The organism is Pseudomonas sp. TH37, from assembly GCF_016650735.1.
Taxonomy (GTDB): Bacteria; Pseudomonadota; Gammaproteobacteria; order Pseudomonadales; family Pseudomonadaceae; genus Aquipseudomonas; species Aquipseudomonas farris.
The window spans coordinates 140359-155040 of sequence record NZ_JAEKFD010000002.1 but is presented as its reverse complement, the minus strand read 5'-3'; the positions used below and the strand labels follow the sequence as shown (position 1 = coordinate 155040).

At 61.1% G+C, this 14682-nt stretch carries 14 protein-coding genes; 13 read left to right on the top strand and 1 reads right to left on the bottom strand.

The genetic code is table 11. The features are described from left to right. Positions 1-30 precede the first annotated feature (30 nt). The 11 genes from JFU11_RS05795 (at position 31) to JFU11_RS05745 (ending at position 12281) form a co-directional block, all read left to right on the top strand. Entirely contained in the window at positions 31-780 is a 750-nt protein-coding gene (locus JFU11_RS05795; RefSeq protein WP_038980169.1) for an AraC family transcriptional regulator, read from the top strand. 536 nt (positions 781-1316) lie between these two features. After that, positions 1317-1676 (top strand): DUF6124 family protein, encoded by a 360-nt coding sequence (locus JFU11_RS05790; RefSeq protein WP_201060040.1) that lies wholly within the window; start codon positions 1317-1319, stop codon positions 1674-1676. Between the two features lie 439 nt (positions 1677-2115). After that, positions 2116-2934: a transporter substrate-binding domain-containing protein gene (locus JFU11_RS05785; RefSeq protein WP_201060039.1), complete on the top strand. Its 819-nt coding sequence runs from the start codon at positions 2116-2118 to the stop codon at positions 2932-2934. A 10-nt stretch (positions 2935-2944) separates the two neighbouring features. Further along, a complete protein-coding gene (locus tag JFU11_RS05780) occupies positions 2945-4723 on the top strand; it encodes an aconitase family protein (protein WP_201087355.1) in 1779 nt (592 codons plus the stop codon). Beyond that, entirely contained in the window at positions 4716-5381 is a 666-nt protein-coding gene (locus JFU11_RS05775; RefSeq protein WP_123721031.1) for an amino acid ABC transporter permease, read from the top strand. Before JFU11_RS05780 ends, JFU11_RS05775 begins: the two co-directional genes overlap by 8 nt. A 10-nt stretch (positions 5382-5391) precedes the next feature. Next, the gene (locus JFU11_RS05770) at positions 5392-6042 is read left to right on the top strand and encodes an amino acid ABC transporter permease (protein ID WP_030132198.1); all 651 of its coding nucleotides are present in this window, start codon (positions 5392-5394) and stop codon (positions 6040-6042) included. Further along, the gene (locus JFU11_RS05765) at positions 6035-6757 is read left to right on the top strand and encodes an amino acid ABC transporter ATP-binding protein (protein WP_201060037.1); all 723 of its coding nucleotides are present in this window, start codon (positions 6035-6037) and stop codon (positions 6755-6757) included. The genes JFU11_RS05770 and JFU11_RS05765 overlap by 8 nt, the downstream gene beginning before the upstream one ends. 281 nt (positions 6758-7038) lie before the next feature. After that, positions 7039-8067, top strand: a complete 1029-nt coding sequence (locus JFU11_RS05760) for a proline racemase family protein (protein WP_201060036.1) — start codon at positions 7039-7041, stop codon at positions 8065-8067. A 116-nt stretch (positions 8068-8183) separates the two neighbouring features. Beyond that, the gene (locus JFU11_RS05755; RefSeq protein WP_030132201.1) at positions 8184-9101 is read left to right on the top strand and encodes a dihydrodipicolinate synthase family protein; all 918 of its coding nucleotides are present in this window, start codon (positions 8184-8186) and stop codon (positions 9099-9101) included. A gap of 71 nt (positions 9102-9172) precedes the next feature. Next, positions 9173-10567: a fosfomycin efflux MFS transporter AbaF gene (gene abaF, locus JFU11_RS05750; RefSeq protein ID WP_123721028.1), complete on the top strand. Its 1395-nt coding sequence runs from the start codon at positions 9173-9175 to the stop codon at positions 10565-10567. 133 nt (positions 10568-10700) lie between these two features. After that, positions 10701-12281 (top strand): aldehyde dehydrogenase (NADP(+)), encoded by a 1581-nt coding sequence (locus tag JFU11_RS05745; RefSeq protein WP_201060035.1) that lies wholly within the window; start codon positions 10701-10703, stop codon positions 12279-12281. 126 nt (positions 12282-12407) lie between these two features. Here JFU11_RS05745 and JFU11_RS05740 read toward each other — a convergent pair whose 3' ends face one another. Further along, entirely contained in the window at positions 12408-13415 is a 1008-nt protein-coding gene (locus tag JFU11_RS05740) for an Ldh family oxidoreductase (protein WP_201060034.1), read from the bottom strand. Positions 13416-13668: 253 nt separating this feature from the next. Between JFU11_RS05740 and JFU11_RS05735 the strand changes: the two genes are divergently transcribed. Beyond that, on the top strand, positions 13669-14121 hold the full coding sequence (locus JFU11_RS05735; RefSeq protein ID WP_201060033.1) for an Ohr family peroxiredoxin: 453 nt from the start codon (positions 13669-13671) through the stop codon (positions 14119-14121). Positions 14122-14212: 91 nt separating this feature from the next. Continuing rightward, a complete protein-coding gene (locus JFU11_RS05730; RefSeq protein WP_123721025.1) occupies positions 14213-14653 on the top strand; it encodes an Ohr family peroxiredoxin in 441 nt (146 codons plus the stop codon). Positions 14654-14682: the final 29 nt, after the last annotated feature.

Genomic DNA, 14682 nt, shown 5'->3' with positions numbered 1-14682 from the left:
ATCCCGGGGTCGCCATCAGACCCCAGCGCCATGTACCCCTCGCTCAGCACCTTCAAACCCTGCGACCTGCCAACGCTGCTCAACAGTCTGCAGCCGATTGCGCCGCTGCTCGATACCCTGGCGGACGTGGTGTTTTTCATCAAGGACCGCGAAGCCCGCTACGCCTTCGTCAACCAGACCCTGGCCCGGCGTTGCGGTTTCAAACATCGCGAGGAACTGCTGGGGCTCACCGCCGAAATGGTGTTCCCTGAACGCTTCGGCCCGCTGTACACCGAACAGGACAGGCGGGTACTGTCCAGCGGCCGCGAACTGTCCGACCAACTGGAATTGCACCTGTATTACGGTAATCAGCCGATCTGGTGCCTGACTCACAAACTCGCCTTGCAGGATGAACAAGGTCAGATCGTTGGCCTGGCCGGGATCTCCCGCGACCTGCAATCACCCCAGTCCAACCATCCCGCCTTCCAGAAACTCGCCGCCGTGGATGCGCATATCCGCAGCCACTTCGCCCGCGCCATCAGCCTCGCCGAACTGACCGCCATCGCCGGCTATTCCGTGGCGCAACTGGAGCGTCACTGCAAACGGGTATTTCAGCTCACCCCACGGCAGATGATTCACAAAGCGCGCCTGGAAGAAGGTTCGCGGCTGTTACTGCACACCGACCTGCCGATCACCGAAATCGCCCTGCGCTGCGGTTACACCGACCACAGTGCCTTCAGCCGACAGTTCCGCGCCTTGACCAGCCTGTCACCGAGCCAGTTTCGGGATAATCAACGCTAGGGTCATTCTCCGGTGATTTGGTCCTGGGTTTGAGGGTGTTCTTTCGGGCCTCATCGCGGGCAAGCCCGCTCCCATAGTGATTGGTGTCGTAAACACATTCTTTGGTCAACGCAGATACCTGTGGGAGCGGGCTTGCCCGCGATGAGGCCAGTACCGCCACCACAAGGCTCGGTGGCAGACGGTTAAACAAGCACTGTAAATGACACTTCCAGACACTCACCCAGGCTACACATCCTTGCGCCGTTGCCTACGACTACGCCAGAATCCGCCGGCTTGTGCGCCTTGAGGCCGGGCTCTATCGTTTCCGGGTCGCTGACGAATCAGCGATCGGATTTGACCGTCCGAATCAATCAAGGCGCGCCAGCGTCCAAGACCTGTTTCAGGCATGTCTGAAATATCGTGTCGCGGTGGCTGTGCGTGGGACACCTTCGGGTGTGCCGGATTCCTTGATGTCCGGTCGGTCAACCCGCGTACAGCTGCCACCTTGTTCGTTTGACCGCGAACGGCGGTAGCTCCACTCATCAAGGAGCTTCACCATGTTCAAACCGACACCCAACCCACCGGAAACCGATCCAACATCCCCCTACGAATCCCTCGATTCCAAAAAGCTCAACGAAGCCGCCGACCGCGCCCTCGACCATTACCTCAAGCCGCCCATCCCCAAAGACACCAAGCGCAAACCCAGCACCATTTACCATATGGGTGCGAAGGTCGATAACGAAACCCTGCTGGTCAACGCCTGCGAATCCCTGGCATCGGCCAGCATGATGCTCAGTGAGTTCGCCGGCTTGATGGATATGCCACATCGCAACGTGATGTTGGGGATTCAATCGGTGGTCATGCTTGGTGAGTTGGCGGTGAATCGAGTGTTGGATAACCTCGATCCGCCGTCCTGACCATTAATCTGAGACCACAGGCTTTTTGTGGCGAGGGGGCTTGCCCCCGTTCGGCTGCGCAGCAGTCGCAAAGCCTGAGCATGCGGTAGGTCTGAAAAACCGTGATCGCCGGGATTGGGGCCGCCTCGCGGCCCAGCGGGAGCAAGCTCCCTCGCCACATGGGGTGAATTCGGGCAAAGGGTTGGTCGATCAAAGGATCGCAGGGCCGGTGTTCCTTAAAGGGGCGCCCCGCACAACCATTGCTCCCATCTGTAACACCTGCCATTACGGGCCTCGACCCTTACGGCGTCACGCTGACGCATTCAAAGACCTCTACTTCAACGCCTGACGATTAATTCGCACCCCTGCCTGGAAATAGGCACGTTGATTGCTATTGTTAATATCGTATACGAAATCCCCAATACGATATCCAACAGCACTTCACTTCAACGAGGCCTCTATGAAAAACCCCGCATTTGCCGTAGCCCTCAGCGCTGTTCTCAGTACCTCCTTTATTGCCACCGCCCAGGCCGACAAACTCGACGACATCATCGGTTCAGGCAAGCTGCGCTGCGCCGTGACCCTGGACTTCCCGCCCATGGGTTTTCGCGATGCAGGCAACAACCCGGCCGGTTTTGACGTGGACTACTGCCATGACCTGGCGAAAATCCTTGGGGTCGACGCCGAAGTGGTAGAGACGCCATTCCCGGATCGCATTCCGGCGCTGGTCTCCGGGCGTGCCGACGTGATCGTCGCCTCCACCTCCGACACCCTCGAGCGGGCCAAGACCGTCGGCCTTACCGTGCCCTACTTTGCCTTCCAGATGGTGGTGTTGACCCGCGACGACACTGGCATCAACAGTTTCGATGACATCAAGGGCAAACCCGTGGGCAACACCAGCGGCACCTATGAGGCCATCGCCCTGGAGAAAGACGTGAAGAAATGGGGCACCGGCACCTTCCGCGCCTATCAGTCGCAAAACGACACTCTGCTGGCAGTCGCCCAGGGTCATATCGACGCCACCGTGGTTACCAACACCGTGGCCGCCGCCACTCTCAAATCCGGCAAATACAAAAACCTGAAAGTCGCCGGTAACGCGCCGTACGTGATCGACTACGTTTCCCTCGGCGCCAAGCGCAACGAGTACGGTCTACTCCGGTATCTCGACCTGTTCGTGAACCAGCAAGTGCGAACAGGCCGTTACAACGAGCTGTTCACCAAATGGGTCGGCACCGAGATTTCACCCACCGACCTGACCGTGCCAAAGGTCTACTACTGAGATGTCCGGCATGCCTAGGCCCACTTCTCTGACCGGTCGCATCCTGGTCGCGGGCGCCGCCGAGGGTGCCCTGCTGTTCGCCGATATCGGGTTGAGTTTCTGGGGCGGGGTCGATCCATATAGCGGCGAGATCATTGACCGTCACCACCCGCTCAGCGGCGAATACCTGGCCGGCCGTGTGCTGGCCATTCCCAGCGGTCGCGGCTCGTGCACCGGTAGTAGCGTGTTGATGGAACTGATCAGCAACGGTCACGCACCGGCCGCACTGGTGCTGGCCGAGCCCGATGAGATCCTGACCCTGGGCGTGCTTGTGGCACAGACCATTTTCGAGCGTTCCCTGCCGGTGCTGTGCATCGGCCGGGAGGCCTTCGCCGCTCTGCGCGGTAAGGCCTTCGCTCGGGTCGAGGACACAACGCTGAGCCTGTTCGAGCTCCTGCCGGGCGATGCCTGGCAGGCACTCGACAGCCCTTTGCCGAGCACCGATATCGCCACCGCGATCGAACTCACCGAACACGACCGGGCGCTGCTCGACGGTCAGCATGGCAAGGCCGCGCAGGTGGCGATGCAGATCGTCCTGCGCATGGCCGAACTGCAAGGTGCCCGACTTCTGGTGGATATCACCCAAGCGCACATTGACGGCTGCATCTACACGGGACCTGCGAGCCTGCGTTTTGCCCAACAGTTGGTGCAATGGGGAGCAACAGTGCGGGTGCCCACCACCCTCAATTCGATTTCCGTGGACCAGCGCCGCTGGCGCGAGCTAGGCATTGATCCCGCCCTCGGCGAACCGGCCAGTGCCTTGGGCGATGCTTATATGGCAATGGGCGCACAGCTGAGTTTCACCTGCGCGCCCTACCTGCTCGACAGCGCGCCAAAGGCTGGCGAGCAGATCGTCTGGGCCGAATCCAACGCGGTGGTTTACGCCAACAGCGTGCTCGGTGCACGCACCCTGAAGTACCCGGACTATCTGGACATCTGCATCGCGCTGACTGGCCGCGCCCCGTTGATCGGCTGCCATCTGGACGCGCAACGCAAGGCCCGGCTGCAGATCGAGTTGCCCGCCTTGGGTGAACTGGACGACGCCTTCTACCCGCTGCTCGGTTACCACATCGGCGCGCTGGCGGGCAGCCGGATTCCACTGGTGCGCGGGTTGGAAAACCGCCAGCCGAGCCTGGACGACCTCAAAGCTTTCGGCGCGGCATTTGCCACCACGTCCGCCGCACCCTTGTTCCACATCGCCGGAGTCACTCCGGAGGCCATCGACCCGTTTCAAGTGCTGGACACGGATAACCCGGTGCCGGTGGAACACATCCTCTTGAAGGATCTGCTGCTCAGCTGGCGCGAACTCAACAGTGCCCGCGACAACCAAGTGGATGTGGTCTCGCTGGGCAATCCGCATTTCTCCCTCAGCGAGTTCGCCCACCTCGCGCGGTTGTGTCTCGGTCGGCACAAACACCCCGACGTGGTCCTCGCCATTACCTGCGGCCGTGCCGTGCTGGAGCAGGCTCGCGAAGCCGGGCATATCGCCGTGATCGAAGCTTTCGGCGCCACCCTGGTCACCGATACCTGCTGGTGCATGCTCGGCGAACCGGTGATCCCGCTGGCCGCAAAAACCTTGATGACCAACTCCGGCAAATACTCCCATTACGCACCCGGCCTGGTGGGCCGCAAGGTGCATTTCGCCAGCCTCGCCGAATGCCTCGATGCCGCCTGCAATGCCACCGCCAGCGGACGCCTGCCGGCGTGGCTACAACCTGCCGCCCTACTGGAGAGCCCTGCGCATGTTTGACTACAGCTTCCAATGGCGCTCAGCGCTGCGCGCCCTGCCGGACATGCTTGCCGGTGCCCTGGTCACCTTCGAGACCGCGGCGCTGTCGATGATCTTCGGCGTGCTGATCGCCCTGGCCCTGACCGTGATGCGCGAAAGCAAAAACCCGCTGCTGCGCGGCATCGGCAACGGCTGGGTATCGATCGCGCGCAACACCCCGTCGCTGTTCCAGATCTACGTCCTCTACTTCGGCCTCGGCTCGCTGGGCATGCACGTCAGTTCATGGCTCGCCCTGCTGGCCGGGATCACCTTCAACAATGCCGGGTATCTGGCGGAGAACTTTCGCGGTGGCCTCAAGGCCGTACCGGACACACAAGTGCGCGCTGCACGTTCGCTGGGCATGAGTGCCTTCCAGGCCTACCGCATGATCATCGTCCCGCAGCTGCTGCGAATCGTCTTCTACCCGCTGACTAATCAAATGGTCTGGGCGGTGCTGATGACGTCGTTGGGGGTGATCGTCGGGCTGAACAATGACCTGACCGGCGTGACCCAGGACTACAACGTCAAAACGTTCCGCACCTTCGAGTTCTTCGCCATCGCAGCGGTGCTGTATTACCTGATTGCCAAGGCGATCGTCGCGGCAGCCCGGCTGATGGCTTGGCGGTTGTTCCGTTACTGAGGAGCTGTGCATGTTTTCCACCGGTTTTTCCTCCAATGACCTGTTGTTCCTGCTCAATGGCGCCTGGGTCACGCTGCAATTGACGTTCTGGTCGATCATGCTCGGCTCCCTCGCCGGCTTGCTCTTCGGCCTGCTGCGGGCCTTGTTGCCGCGGGCCAGTCTGCCTCTGGCCTGGGTGCTGGACGTGTTTCGCAGCGTGCCGTTGCTGATCCAGTTCGTGCTGTTCAACTCGCTCAAAAGCATCGTCGGTTTGAACATCAGCGCCTTCAGCGTCGGCTGCATTGTGCTGGGGGTTTACGCCGCCGCGTATTTCACCGAGATCGTGCGCGCTGGCGTGCTGTCGGTGCCGTTCACCCTGCGCCGGGCCAGTCGTTCGCTGGGCCTGAGCTTCCTGCAGGACTTGCGCTGGATCGTCCTGCCGATGGCCACCCGGGTGGCTTTTCCCGGCTGGCTGAACCTGGTGCTCGGCGTGATGAAAGACACCGCGCTGGTGATGTGGATCGGCATCGTCGAACTGCTGCGCGCCTCGCAAACCATCGTCACCCGCATCCAGGAACCGTTGCTGGTGCTGTGCATCGCGGGCCTTATTTACTACGTCATGAGCCTGGTGGTCGCACGCCTGGGCGCTCGTCTGGAAAGAAGGTGGCAAGAAAATGATTGAGATCGACAACGTACATAAATCCTTCGGCGACCTCGCCGTGGTCAAGGGTGTCAGCCTGACAGTGAACAAGGGCGAGGTGGTGTCGATCATCGGCGGCTCGGGCTCCGGCAAATCGACCCTGCTGATGTGCATCAACGGCCTGGAACCGATCCAGAAAGGCAGCATTCGCGTCGACGGCGTCGAGGTCCATGACAGCGCCACCGACCTCAATCGCCTGCGGCAGAAAATCGGCATCGTGTTCCAGCAATGGAATGCCTTCCCGCACCTGACGGTGCTGGAAAACGTGATGCTGGCGCCACGCAAAGTCCTGGGTAAAAGCAAGTGCGACGCCGAGGAGTTGGCGGTGCGACAACTGACCCACGTGGGCCTTGCCGACAAGCTCAAGACCTTCCCCGGCAAGTTGTCCGGAGGCCAGCAGCAACGCATGGCCATCGCTCGCGCCCTGGCCATGTCGCCGGACTACATGCTGTTCGACGAAGCCACGTCGGCCCTCGACCCGCAATTGGTCGGTGAGGTGCTGGACACCATGCGCATGCTCGCCGAAGACGGCATGACCATGGTGCTGGTGACCCACGAAATCCGCTTTGCCCGCGATGTATCCGACCGCGTGGCGTTCTTTCGCAATGGCCTGGTGCACGAGATCGGCTCGCCGGATCAGGTGATTGGTAATCCGGTGCATGCGGAAACGGCGACTTTTCTGAAATCGGTGAAGTAACGGATGACCCCATCGCGGGCAAGCCCGCTCCCACAGGGTTTGTTGGTGTCCGCAAAATCGGTGGCCAACCCAGATCACTGTGTGTGAGAGGTGATTGGTAACCCGGTGCATGCGGAAACGGCGGCATTTCTGAAATCGGTGAAGTAACTGATGGCCCCTTCGCGGGCAAGCCCGCTCCCACAGGTATCTGTGTTGGCCACCAATTTTGTGTACACCATCAAACCCTGTGGGAGCGGGCTTGCCCGCGATGAGGCCTCAACAGGCAATAGAAGGAGCAACCCATGCGCTCATCGAAAGTGATTCATGTAGTCAGCTGTCATGCCGAAGGCGAAGTCGGCGATGTGATCGTCGGCGGTGTCGCCCCACCACCGGGCGCCACTGTGTGGGAGCAATCGCGCTGGATCGCCAAGGATCAGACACTGCGCAACTTCGTGCTCAACGAGCCTCGCGGCGGCGTGTTCCGTCACGTCAATCTGCTGGTGCCGGCCAAGGATCCTCGGGCGCAAATGGCCTGGATCATCATGGAACCGGCGGACACGCCACCGATGTCCGGCTCCAATTCGTTGTGCGTCGCCACCGTGCTGCTCGACAGCGGCATTCTGCCGATGACCGAACCACAAACCCGACTGGTGCTCGAAGCACCCGGCGGCCTGATCGAGGCTGTGGCCGATTGCCGTGATGGCAAGGTCGAGCGGGTAGAAATCAAGAACGTGCCCTCCTTCGCTGACCGCCTCGACGCCTGGATCGAAGTCGAAGGCATCGGCTCGTTGCAGGTCGACACTGCGTATGGCGGCGACAGCTTTGTGATCGCCGACGCCGAGTGCCTGGGCTTTTCCATCCGTCCTGATGAGGCTGCCGACCTGGTGGCGGTCGGGTTGAAAATCACTCGCGCGGCCAATGAACAATTGGGCTTCGTCCATCCGCTGAACCCTGAGTGGTCACATATTTCCTTCTGCCAGATTGCCGCGCCCATCGTCGTTGAAAATGGCATCGCCACCGGCGCCAACGCGGTGGTGATTCAACCCGGCAAGATCGACCGCTCACCCACCGGCACTGGCTGCTCGGCGCGCATGGCGGTGCTGCAGGCCAAGGGCTTGATGCAGGTCGGTGAGCGCTTTATTGGCCGTTCGATCATCGGTTCGGAATTCCACTGCCGCATCGATTCCCTGACCGAAGTGGCCGGACGCCCGGCGATCTACCCGTGCATTTCCGGCCGGGCCTGGATCACCGGCACCCACCAATTGCTGCTCGATCCGAGCGATCCGTGGCCACAGGGCTATCGCCTGTCTGACACATGGCCAGGTGCCTGAAACTCCCCCAGACCAACGGCTACCAAAAACCCCTGACTAATTGAAAAAAACACTAGCCGAGTCATTGTCATTTAAAATATCGTATACGAAATACAATTAACGAACCGGAGGCAACAATGAGCAAGCGTATTAACTGGAGTGGCGTCTTCCCCGCGGTGACCACTCAATTCAACGATGACTTCACCATCAACCTGGAAAAAACCCATCAGGTGATTTCCAACGTGATCCGTGACGGCGTATCAGGCCTGGTGGTGTGCGGTTCGGTGGGGGAAAACACCTCATTGACCGCCGAAGAAAAAATCGCCGTGACCGAAGTCGCGGTCGACGCCTCCCGGGGTCGCGTGCCAGTGATCTGCGGCGTGGCCGAGTTCACCAGTGTGCAAGCGGCCAAGGTCGCCAATGCCGTGCGCCGGGTCGGCGTCGACGGCGTGATGTTGATGCCGGCGCTGGTCTACGGTTCCAAGCCGTTCGAGACCGCCGAGCACTACCGCTACGTGGCGAAAAACGCCGACGTACCGCTGATGGTCTACAACAACCCGCCGATCTACAAAAACGACGTCACCCCGGACATCCTGATTTCCCTGGCCGACTGCGACAACGTGGTGTGCTTCAAGGATTCGTCAGGCGATACCCGTCGTTTCATCGACGTGCGCAATGAAGTCGGCGACCGTTTCGTGCTGTTCGCAGGTTTGGACGACGTGGTACTGGAAAGCATCGCGGTAGGTGCCGAAGGCTGGGTCTCGGGCATGTCGAACGTATTCCCGAAAGAAGGCGAAACCATCTTCCGCCTGGCCAAGGCCGGTCGCTTCGCCGAAGCCATGCCGATCTACGAATGGCTGATGCCGATCCTGCACCTCGATGCCCGCGCCGACCTGGTGCAATGCATCAAGCTCTGTGAAGCCATCGCCGGTCGCGGCAGCGCGCTGACCCGTCCGCCACGCCTGGCACTGCCAGAAGCCGATCGGGTGTTCGTCGAGCAGATCATGGCCAAGGCCTTGGCTAACCGCCCGGAATTGCCCGACGTCGGTCTCTGAGTGATTGCCGGGCGGGTCTTTGCGGACCCGGCCCGGCTGCCTGTTTTTGCGCCTCTACAGGAAACGCCAGCATGTCCAATCCTCTACACACGCAAAGCGCAACCACCCCCTCGGGACTCAAACGCGTAGTGGCCGCCGCCATGGCAGGCACCGTCGCCGAGTGGTATGAGTTCTTTCTCTACGGCACCGCCTCGGCACTGGTCTTCGGCCAGTTGTTCTTCCGCCAGACTGACAGCCCCATCGACGGCATCATCGCCGCTTTCGCCCTGTACGCGGTCGGCTTTCTCGCCCGCCCATTGGGTGGTCTGGTGTTCGGTCACTACGGTGACAAGTTCGGCCGCAAACGCCTGCTGCAACTGAGCCTGGTGGTGGTCGGCATCACGACTTTTCTGATGGGATGCCTGCCGGGCTTCGACAGCATCGGCTATGCCGCGCCAGTGTTATTGGTGTTGCTGCGGCTGATCCAGGGCTTTGCCTTTGGCGGTGAATGGGGCGGCGCGATTCTGCTGGTGTCCGAACACTGCCCCGACAACCGTCGAGGCTTCTGGGCCAGTTGGCCGCAAGCCGGGGTGCCGGCCGGCAACCTGGTGGCCACGGTCGCGCTGTTGCTGTTGTCGTCGAACCTGTCGGAGGAGCAATTCCTCGCTTGGGGCTGGCGCGTGGCGTTCTGGTTCTCGGCGGTGGTGGTGCTGATCGGCTACTGGATTCGCACCAGCGTCGATGACGCGCCGATCTTCAAAGAAGCCCAGGCCCGTCAGGCGCAGACCAAGCAACAACAGCTGGGCGTGGTCGAAGTGCTGCGTCATCACTGGCGCGCCGTGCTGGTCGGCATCGGCGCACGCTTTGCCGAGAACATCCTCTATTACACCGTGGTCACCTTTTCGATCACCTATCTGAAACTGGTGGTGCACAAGGACACTTCGGAAATTCTGCTACTGATGTTCGGCGCGCACTTGGTGCACTTCTTCCTGATTCCGTTGATGGGCTATCTGTCGGATATCGTCGGGCGCAAACCGATCTACCTGACCGGCGCGGTGCTCACTGCGTTCTGGGGCTTTGTCGGTTTCCCGATGATGGACACCGGCAATAACTGGCTGATCATGGCGGCGATCATTCTGGGCCTGGGCATCGAGTCTATGACCTATGCGCCCTACTCGGCTCTGATGGCCGAAATGTTCCCGACCCACGTGCGCTACACCGCCCTTTCACTGTGCTATCAGGTGGCGCCGATTTTCGCCGGTTCCCTGGCACCGCTGATTGCCATCACGCTGCTCAACAAATATCACAGCTCGACACCCATCGCCTGGTACCTGGTGGGCGCCGCGCTGATCTCCATCGTTGCCGTCGGCCTGACCCGGGAAACCCGTGGCAAGTCGTTGCATCAGGTGGATGCGGAATCCGCCGCGCGTATTGCTGCACTGGATAGCGCCGTGCCGGCCACACGCCGGGGTGATTCACTGGCCTGAGCTCAATACCTGTAGGAGCGGGCTTGCCCGCGAAGGCCGCGCATCAGGCGACATCAATATTGACTGTGCCGACGTCTTCGCGGGCAAGCCCGCTCCTACAGGGAACCCACCTTTTTCGACAGGAGTTTTTTCGATGCCCGAGATCATCGGCCACAACTACATCGGCGGCTCCCGCAGCGCCGCTGGCAGCATCACTCTGCACAGTCACGACGCCAGTACCGGCGAAGCACTGCCCTTCTCTTTCATGCAAGCCACCGCAGAGGAAGTGGACGCCGCCGCCCAGGCCGCTGCTACCGCTTACCCGGCCTTTCGCAACTTGCCAGCGACTCGCCGTGCAGAATTTCTTGAGGCCATCGCCGCGCAACTGGATACGCTGGATGATGAATTCGTCGCTCTGGTCACCCGCGAAACCGCGCTGCCGACCGGGCGCATTCAAGGTGAACGCAGCCGTACCAGCAACCAAATGCGCCTGTTCGCCCAGGTTCTGCGCCGGGGCGATTTCTATGGTGCGCGCATCGACCGTGCCTTGCCCGACCGTCAGCCACTGCCACGGGTCGACCTGCGTCAATACCGGATCGGCGTCGGTCCGGTGGCCGTGTTCGGCGCCAGTAATTTCCCGCTGGCCTTTTCCACCGCCGGCGGTGACACCGCTGCCGCCCTGGCCGCCGGTTGCCCGGTGGTGTTCAAGGCCCACAGCGGACACATGGCGACCGCCGAACGCGTGGCCGATGCAATCATCCGCGCCGCCGAGCAAACCGACATGCCCAACGGTGTGTTCAACATGATCTACGGCGCGGGCGTCGGTGAAGCGCTGGTCAAGCATCCGGTGATCCAGGCCGTCGGTTTCACCGGCTCGCTAAAGGGCGGTCGCGCCCTCTGTGACATGGCCGCCGCACGGCCACAACCGATCCCGGTGTTCGCCGAAATGAGCAGCATCAACCCGGTACTCATATTGCCGGAAGCCCTGCTCGCCCGTGGCGAGAAAATCGCCGGTGAACTGGTGGCGTCGGTGGTCCAGGGTTGCGGTCAGTTCTGTACCAATCCGGGGTTGGTGATGGGTATGCGCTCACCCCACTTCAGCGCTTTCACCGCGCGGCTCAGTGCCTTGATGGCCGAACAACCGGCGCAAACCATGCTCAACGCCGGCACCCTCGGCAGCTACCAAAAAGGTGTGCAGGCCTTGCTCGACCATCCGGGAATAACCCGCTTGGAAGGCCACGATCAGCAGGGCAATCAAGCGCGGCCGCAACTGTTCAAGGCCGACGTCAGTCTGTTGTTCAAGGGTGATCCGCTATTGCAGGAAGAAGTGTTCGGCCCGACCACTATTGTCGTCGAAGTGGCCGACAAGGCCGAGTTGCGACAAGCGCTTAACAGTTTGCACGGTCAACTCACCGCGACGTTGATTGGCGAAGCACAGGACCTGAAGGAACACGCCGATCTGCTGGTGCAGCTGGAACAAAAGGTCGGTCGGGTGCTGTTCAACGGCTATCCCACCGGCGTCGAAGTTTGCGATGCCATGGTGCATGGCGGGCCCTACCCGGCGACCTCCGACGCCCGTGGCACGTCGGTCGGCAGCCTGGCCATCGAGCGCTTCCTGCGCCCGGTGTGCTACCAGAACTGCCCGGACGCCTTGCTGCCCGACGCCCTGAAAAACGCCAACCCGTTGGGCATTGCTCGACTGGTTGATGGCAACATCCACCGCGAACCGGTTTAACAAACACTCAAAAAACTGTGGGAGCGGGCTTGCCCGCGATGACGTCGGCACCTTCAAATTGAACGTGACTGACACACCGCAATCGCGGGCAAGCCCGCTCCCACAGGGTTGAGCACTCTGATTCAATCAGGACAGCAACGCCTTCAGGTCGTTGTACAACGCCTCAGGAATCTGCACTCCCTCCACCATACTGCGTGCCCGCGCCGCATAACGCCGTTGCGACGGCAAGCGTGCACCCTGCCCTTCAATGCCCTGAAACAACACTTCGGCCCGAGCCAAATGTTCCTCAGTGGCCGCCCCCAGAAAACGTCGCGGGTCCAGCGCAATGATCAACTCGCCATGGTACGGCGACGACTTGCTGCCCGCGTCATAGGCCAGCGACTCGGCACTGGTCAGGTCACCGATCAGCGGCCCGGCGATCAACTCCACCATCGCCGCCAGCGCCGAGCCCTTATGCCCGCCGAACGTCAGCATCGCGCCGCTGTCGAGCACCACATTGGCATCGGTGCTCGGCCGCCCCTCAGCGTCCACGCCCCAACCCTCGGGAATCGCCTTGCCGGCACGCCGATGCAACTCGATATCACCCCGGGCAATCGCACTGGTGGCGAAGTCGAACACAAACGGATCCTGCCCCGAACGCGGCCAGCCAAAGGCAATGGGATTGGTGCCGAACACCGGCACATGTCCCCCGGCCGGTGCCACCCAGGCATGACTCGGATTACACGCCAGCGCCACCAACCCGGCAGCGGTCAACTGCTCGATCTCCACCCACAGCGCCGAGAAATGCACACAGCGATTGATCGCCAACGCCGCAATCCCGTTGGCCCGGGTTTTCTCCGCCAGCAACCCAAGCCCCGCCTGAAACGCCAATTGCGAAAAACCACCACCGGCATCCACCCGCACGATCGACGGCGCCTGGTCGATCACCTGCGGCTCGGCATCGGCCGACACCTTGCCGGCCTGCAGGGAATTCACGCAGCCCAGAATCCGGTACAAACCGTGGGAGGCACAGCCATCGCGCTCGCCGGCGATCACCGTCGCCGCCACCGCTTGCGCGTGGGCCAGATTAAAACCGTTGTGCAACAGGATCGATTCGGCCAGTTCACGGGCTTCGATCAGGGTCAGTCGGATCATGCTCATCTCCTTGGACAGACCATCCAGACTGGGCCATTCCAAGGCTCACGGCTTGATCGCTTTAGGTCGGGTTGATGACGAATTCGGCATATCGCTAAAAGCAGTCGACCTTGTGTGGCCGCACCACTCGTCGGCCGGCGCAACGCGATCAATTGACATCGGTGGGGGTGTGCGTAATTATTATTACATCGCATACGATACAAACGTATACGACATATAAATCACATCTTTTGAAACGTTGAGGATCCACCCCATGAGCAAGATCGAAAAAGTCCTGGCCACCGGCAAAACTCACACCACCGTTAGCGCCGCTGGCAATACTTCGCGGGGCCATAACGGCAGCCTCGACATCCAGCTCTCGTCGCCTGGAAACGCGAAACTGGCGCACGACTTCAAAGCCATTGCACCGCATCCAACCGCAGAGCAGCTGTTCGCCGGCGCCTGGTCGGCCTGCTACACCGCCGCCGTCGGGCTGGTGGCAAATGAAATGAACGTGGTGCTGCCGTCTGATCTGTCCGTCGACATCGAAGTCGATCTGGGTCAGACCGGTCCGGCGTACTTCCTCCAGGCTCGGTTGACTCTGCGCGTACCGGGTCTGGCGCATGACATCGCGACGACGCTGGCACATACCGCAGATCAAATTTGCCCTTACTCGAAAGCGACGCGGGGTAACATTGACGTGGCCCTGAACGTCCTCACGGCATGACGCACCGCGCGGCGTTGATACGCCACATATATCGCATACGCTTTAAGCGCATGCGAATAAGAAAATCATCAAAACTTTGAGGACCTCAACCATGAACAAAATCGAAAAAGTCCTGATGACAGGCAAAACCCACACGACGTTCAGCGATGCTGGCAACTCTTCCCGTGGCCTCGACATCCAGCTCTCGTCGCCTGGAAACGCGAAACTGGCGCACGACTTCAAAGCCATTGCACCGCACCCAACCGCAGAGCAGCTGTTCGCCGGCGCATGGTCGGCTTGCTACACCGCTGCAGTCGAGCTTGCGGCCAAAAATATGAAGGTGACGCTTCCGCCCGATCTGTCCATTGATATTGAGGTCGATCTGGGCCAGACCGGTCAGGCCTACTTTCTCCAGGCTCGACTGAACCTCCGCGTGCCGGGCTTGGCGCAAGACGTCGCGACGGAGCTCGCGCATGCCGCGGACCAAATCTGCCCGTACTCGAAGGCGACGCGAGGCAATATCGATGTGGCCATAAACGCTCTCACCTCATGATTCACCGTATGGCCGGTTCGATGTTGCTG

Bases quoted from the DNA above. Each gene is read 5' to 3' on its own strand.
- JFU11_RS05785 (WP_201060039.1), top strand. From the start codon at position 2,116: ATGAAAAACCCCGCATTTGCCGTAGCCCTCAGCGCTGTTCTCAGTACC.
- JFU11_RS05730 (WP_123721025.1), top strand. From the start codon at position 14,213: ATGAACAAAATCGAAAAAGTCCTGATGACAGGCAAAACCCACACGACG.
- JFU11_RS05760 (WP_201060036.1), top strand. From the start codon at position 7,039: ATGCGCTCATCGAAAGTGATTCATGTAGTCAGCTGTCATGCCGAAGGC.
- JFU11_RS05745 (WP_201060035.1), top strand. From the start codon at position 10,701: ATGCCCGAGATCATCGGCCACAACTACATCGGCGGCTCCCGCAGCGCC.
- JFU11_RS05740 (WP_201060034.1), bottom strand. From the start codon at position 13,415: ATGATCCGACTGACCCTGATCGAAGCCCGTGAACTGGCCGAATCGATC.
- JFU11_RS05775 (WP_123721031.1), top strand. From the start codon at position 4,716: ATGTTTGACTACAGCTTCCAATGGCGCTCAGCGCTGCGCGCCCTGCCG.
- JFU11_RS05790 (WP_201060040.1), top strand. From the start codon at position 1,317: ATGTTCAAACCGACACCCAACCCACCGGAAACCGATCCAACATCCCCC.
- JFU11_RS05780 (WP_201087355.1), top strand. From the start codon at position 2,945: ATGCCTAGGCCCACTTCTCTGACCGGTCGCATCCTGGTCGCGGGCGCC.
- JFU11_RS05735 (WP_201060033.1), top strand. From the start codon at position 13,669: ATGAGCAAGATCGAAAAAGTCCTGGCCACCGGCAAAACTCACACCACC.
- JFU11_RS05770 (WP_030132198.1), top strand. From the start codon at position 5,392: ATGTTTTCCACCGGTTTTTCCTCCAATGACCTGTTGTTCCTGCTCAAT.
- abaF (WP_123721028.1), top strand. From the start codon at position 9,173: ATGTCCAATCCTCTACACACGCAAAGCGCAACCACCCCCTCGGGACTC.
- JFU11_RS05755 (WP_030132201.1), top strand. From the start codon at position 8,184: ATGAGCAAGCGTATTAACTGGAGTGGCGTCTTCCCCGCGGTGACCACT.
- JFU11_RS05795 (WP_038980169.1), top strand. From the start codon at position 31: ATGTACCCCTCGCTCAGCACCTTCAAACCCTGCGACCTGCCAACGCTG.
- JFU11_RS05765 (WP_201060037.1), top strand. From the start codon at position 6,035: ATGATTGAGATCGACAACGTACATAAATCCTTCGGCGACCTCGCCGTG.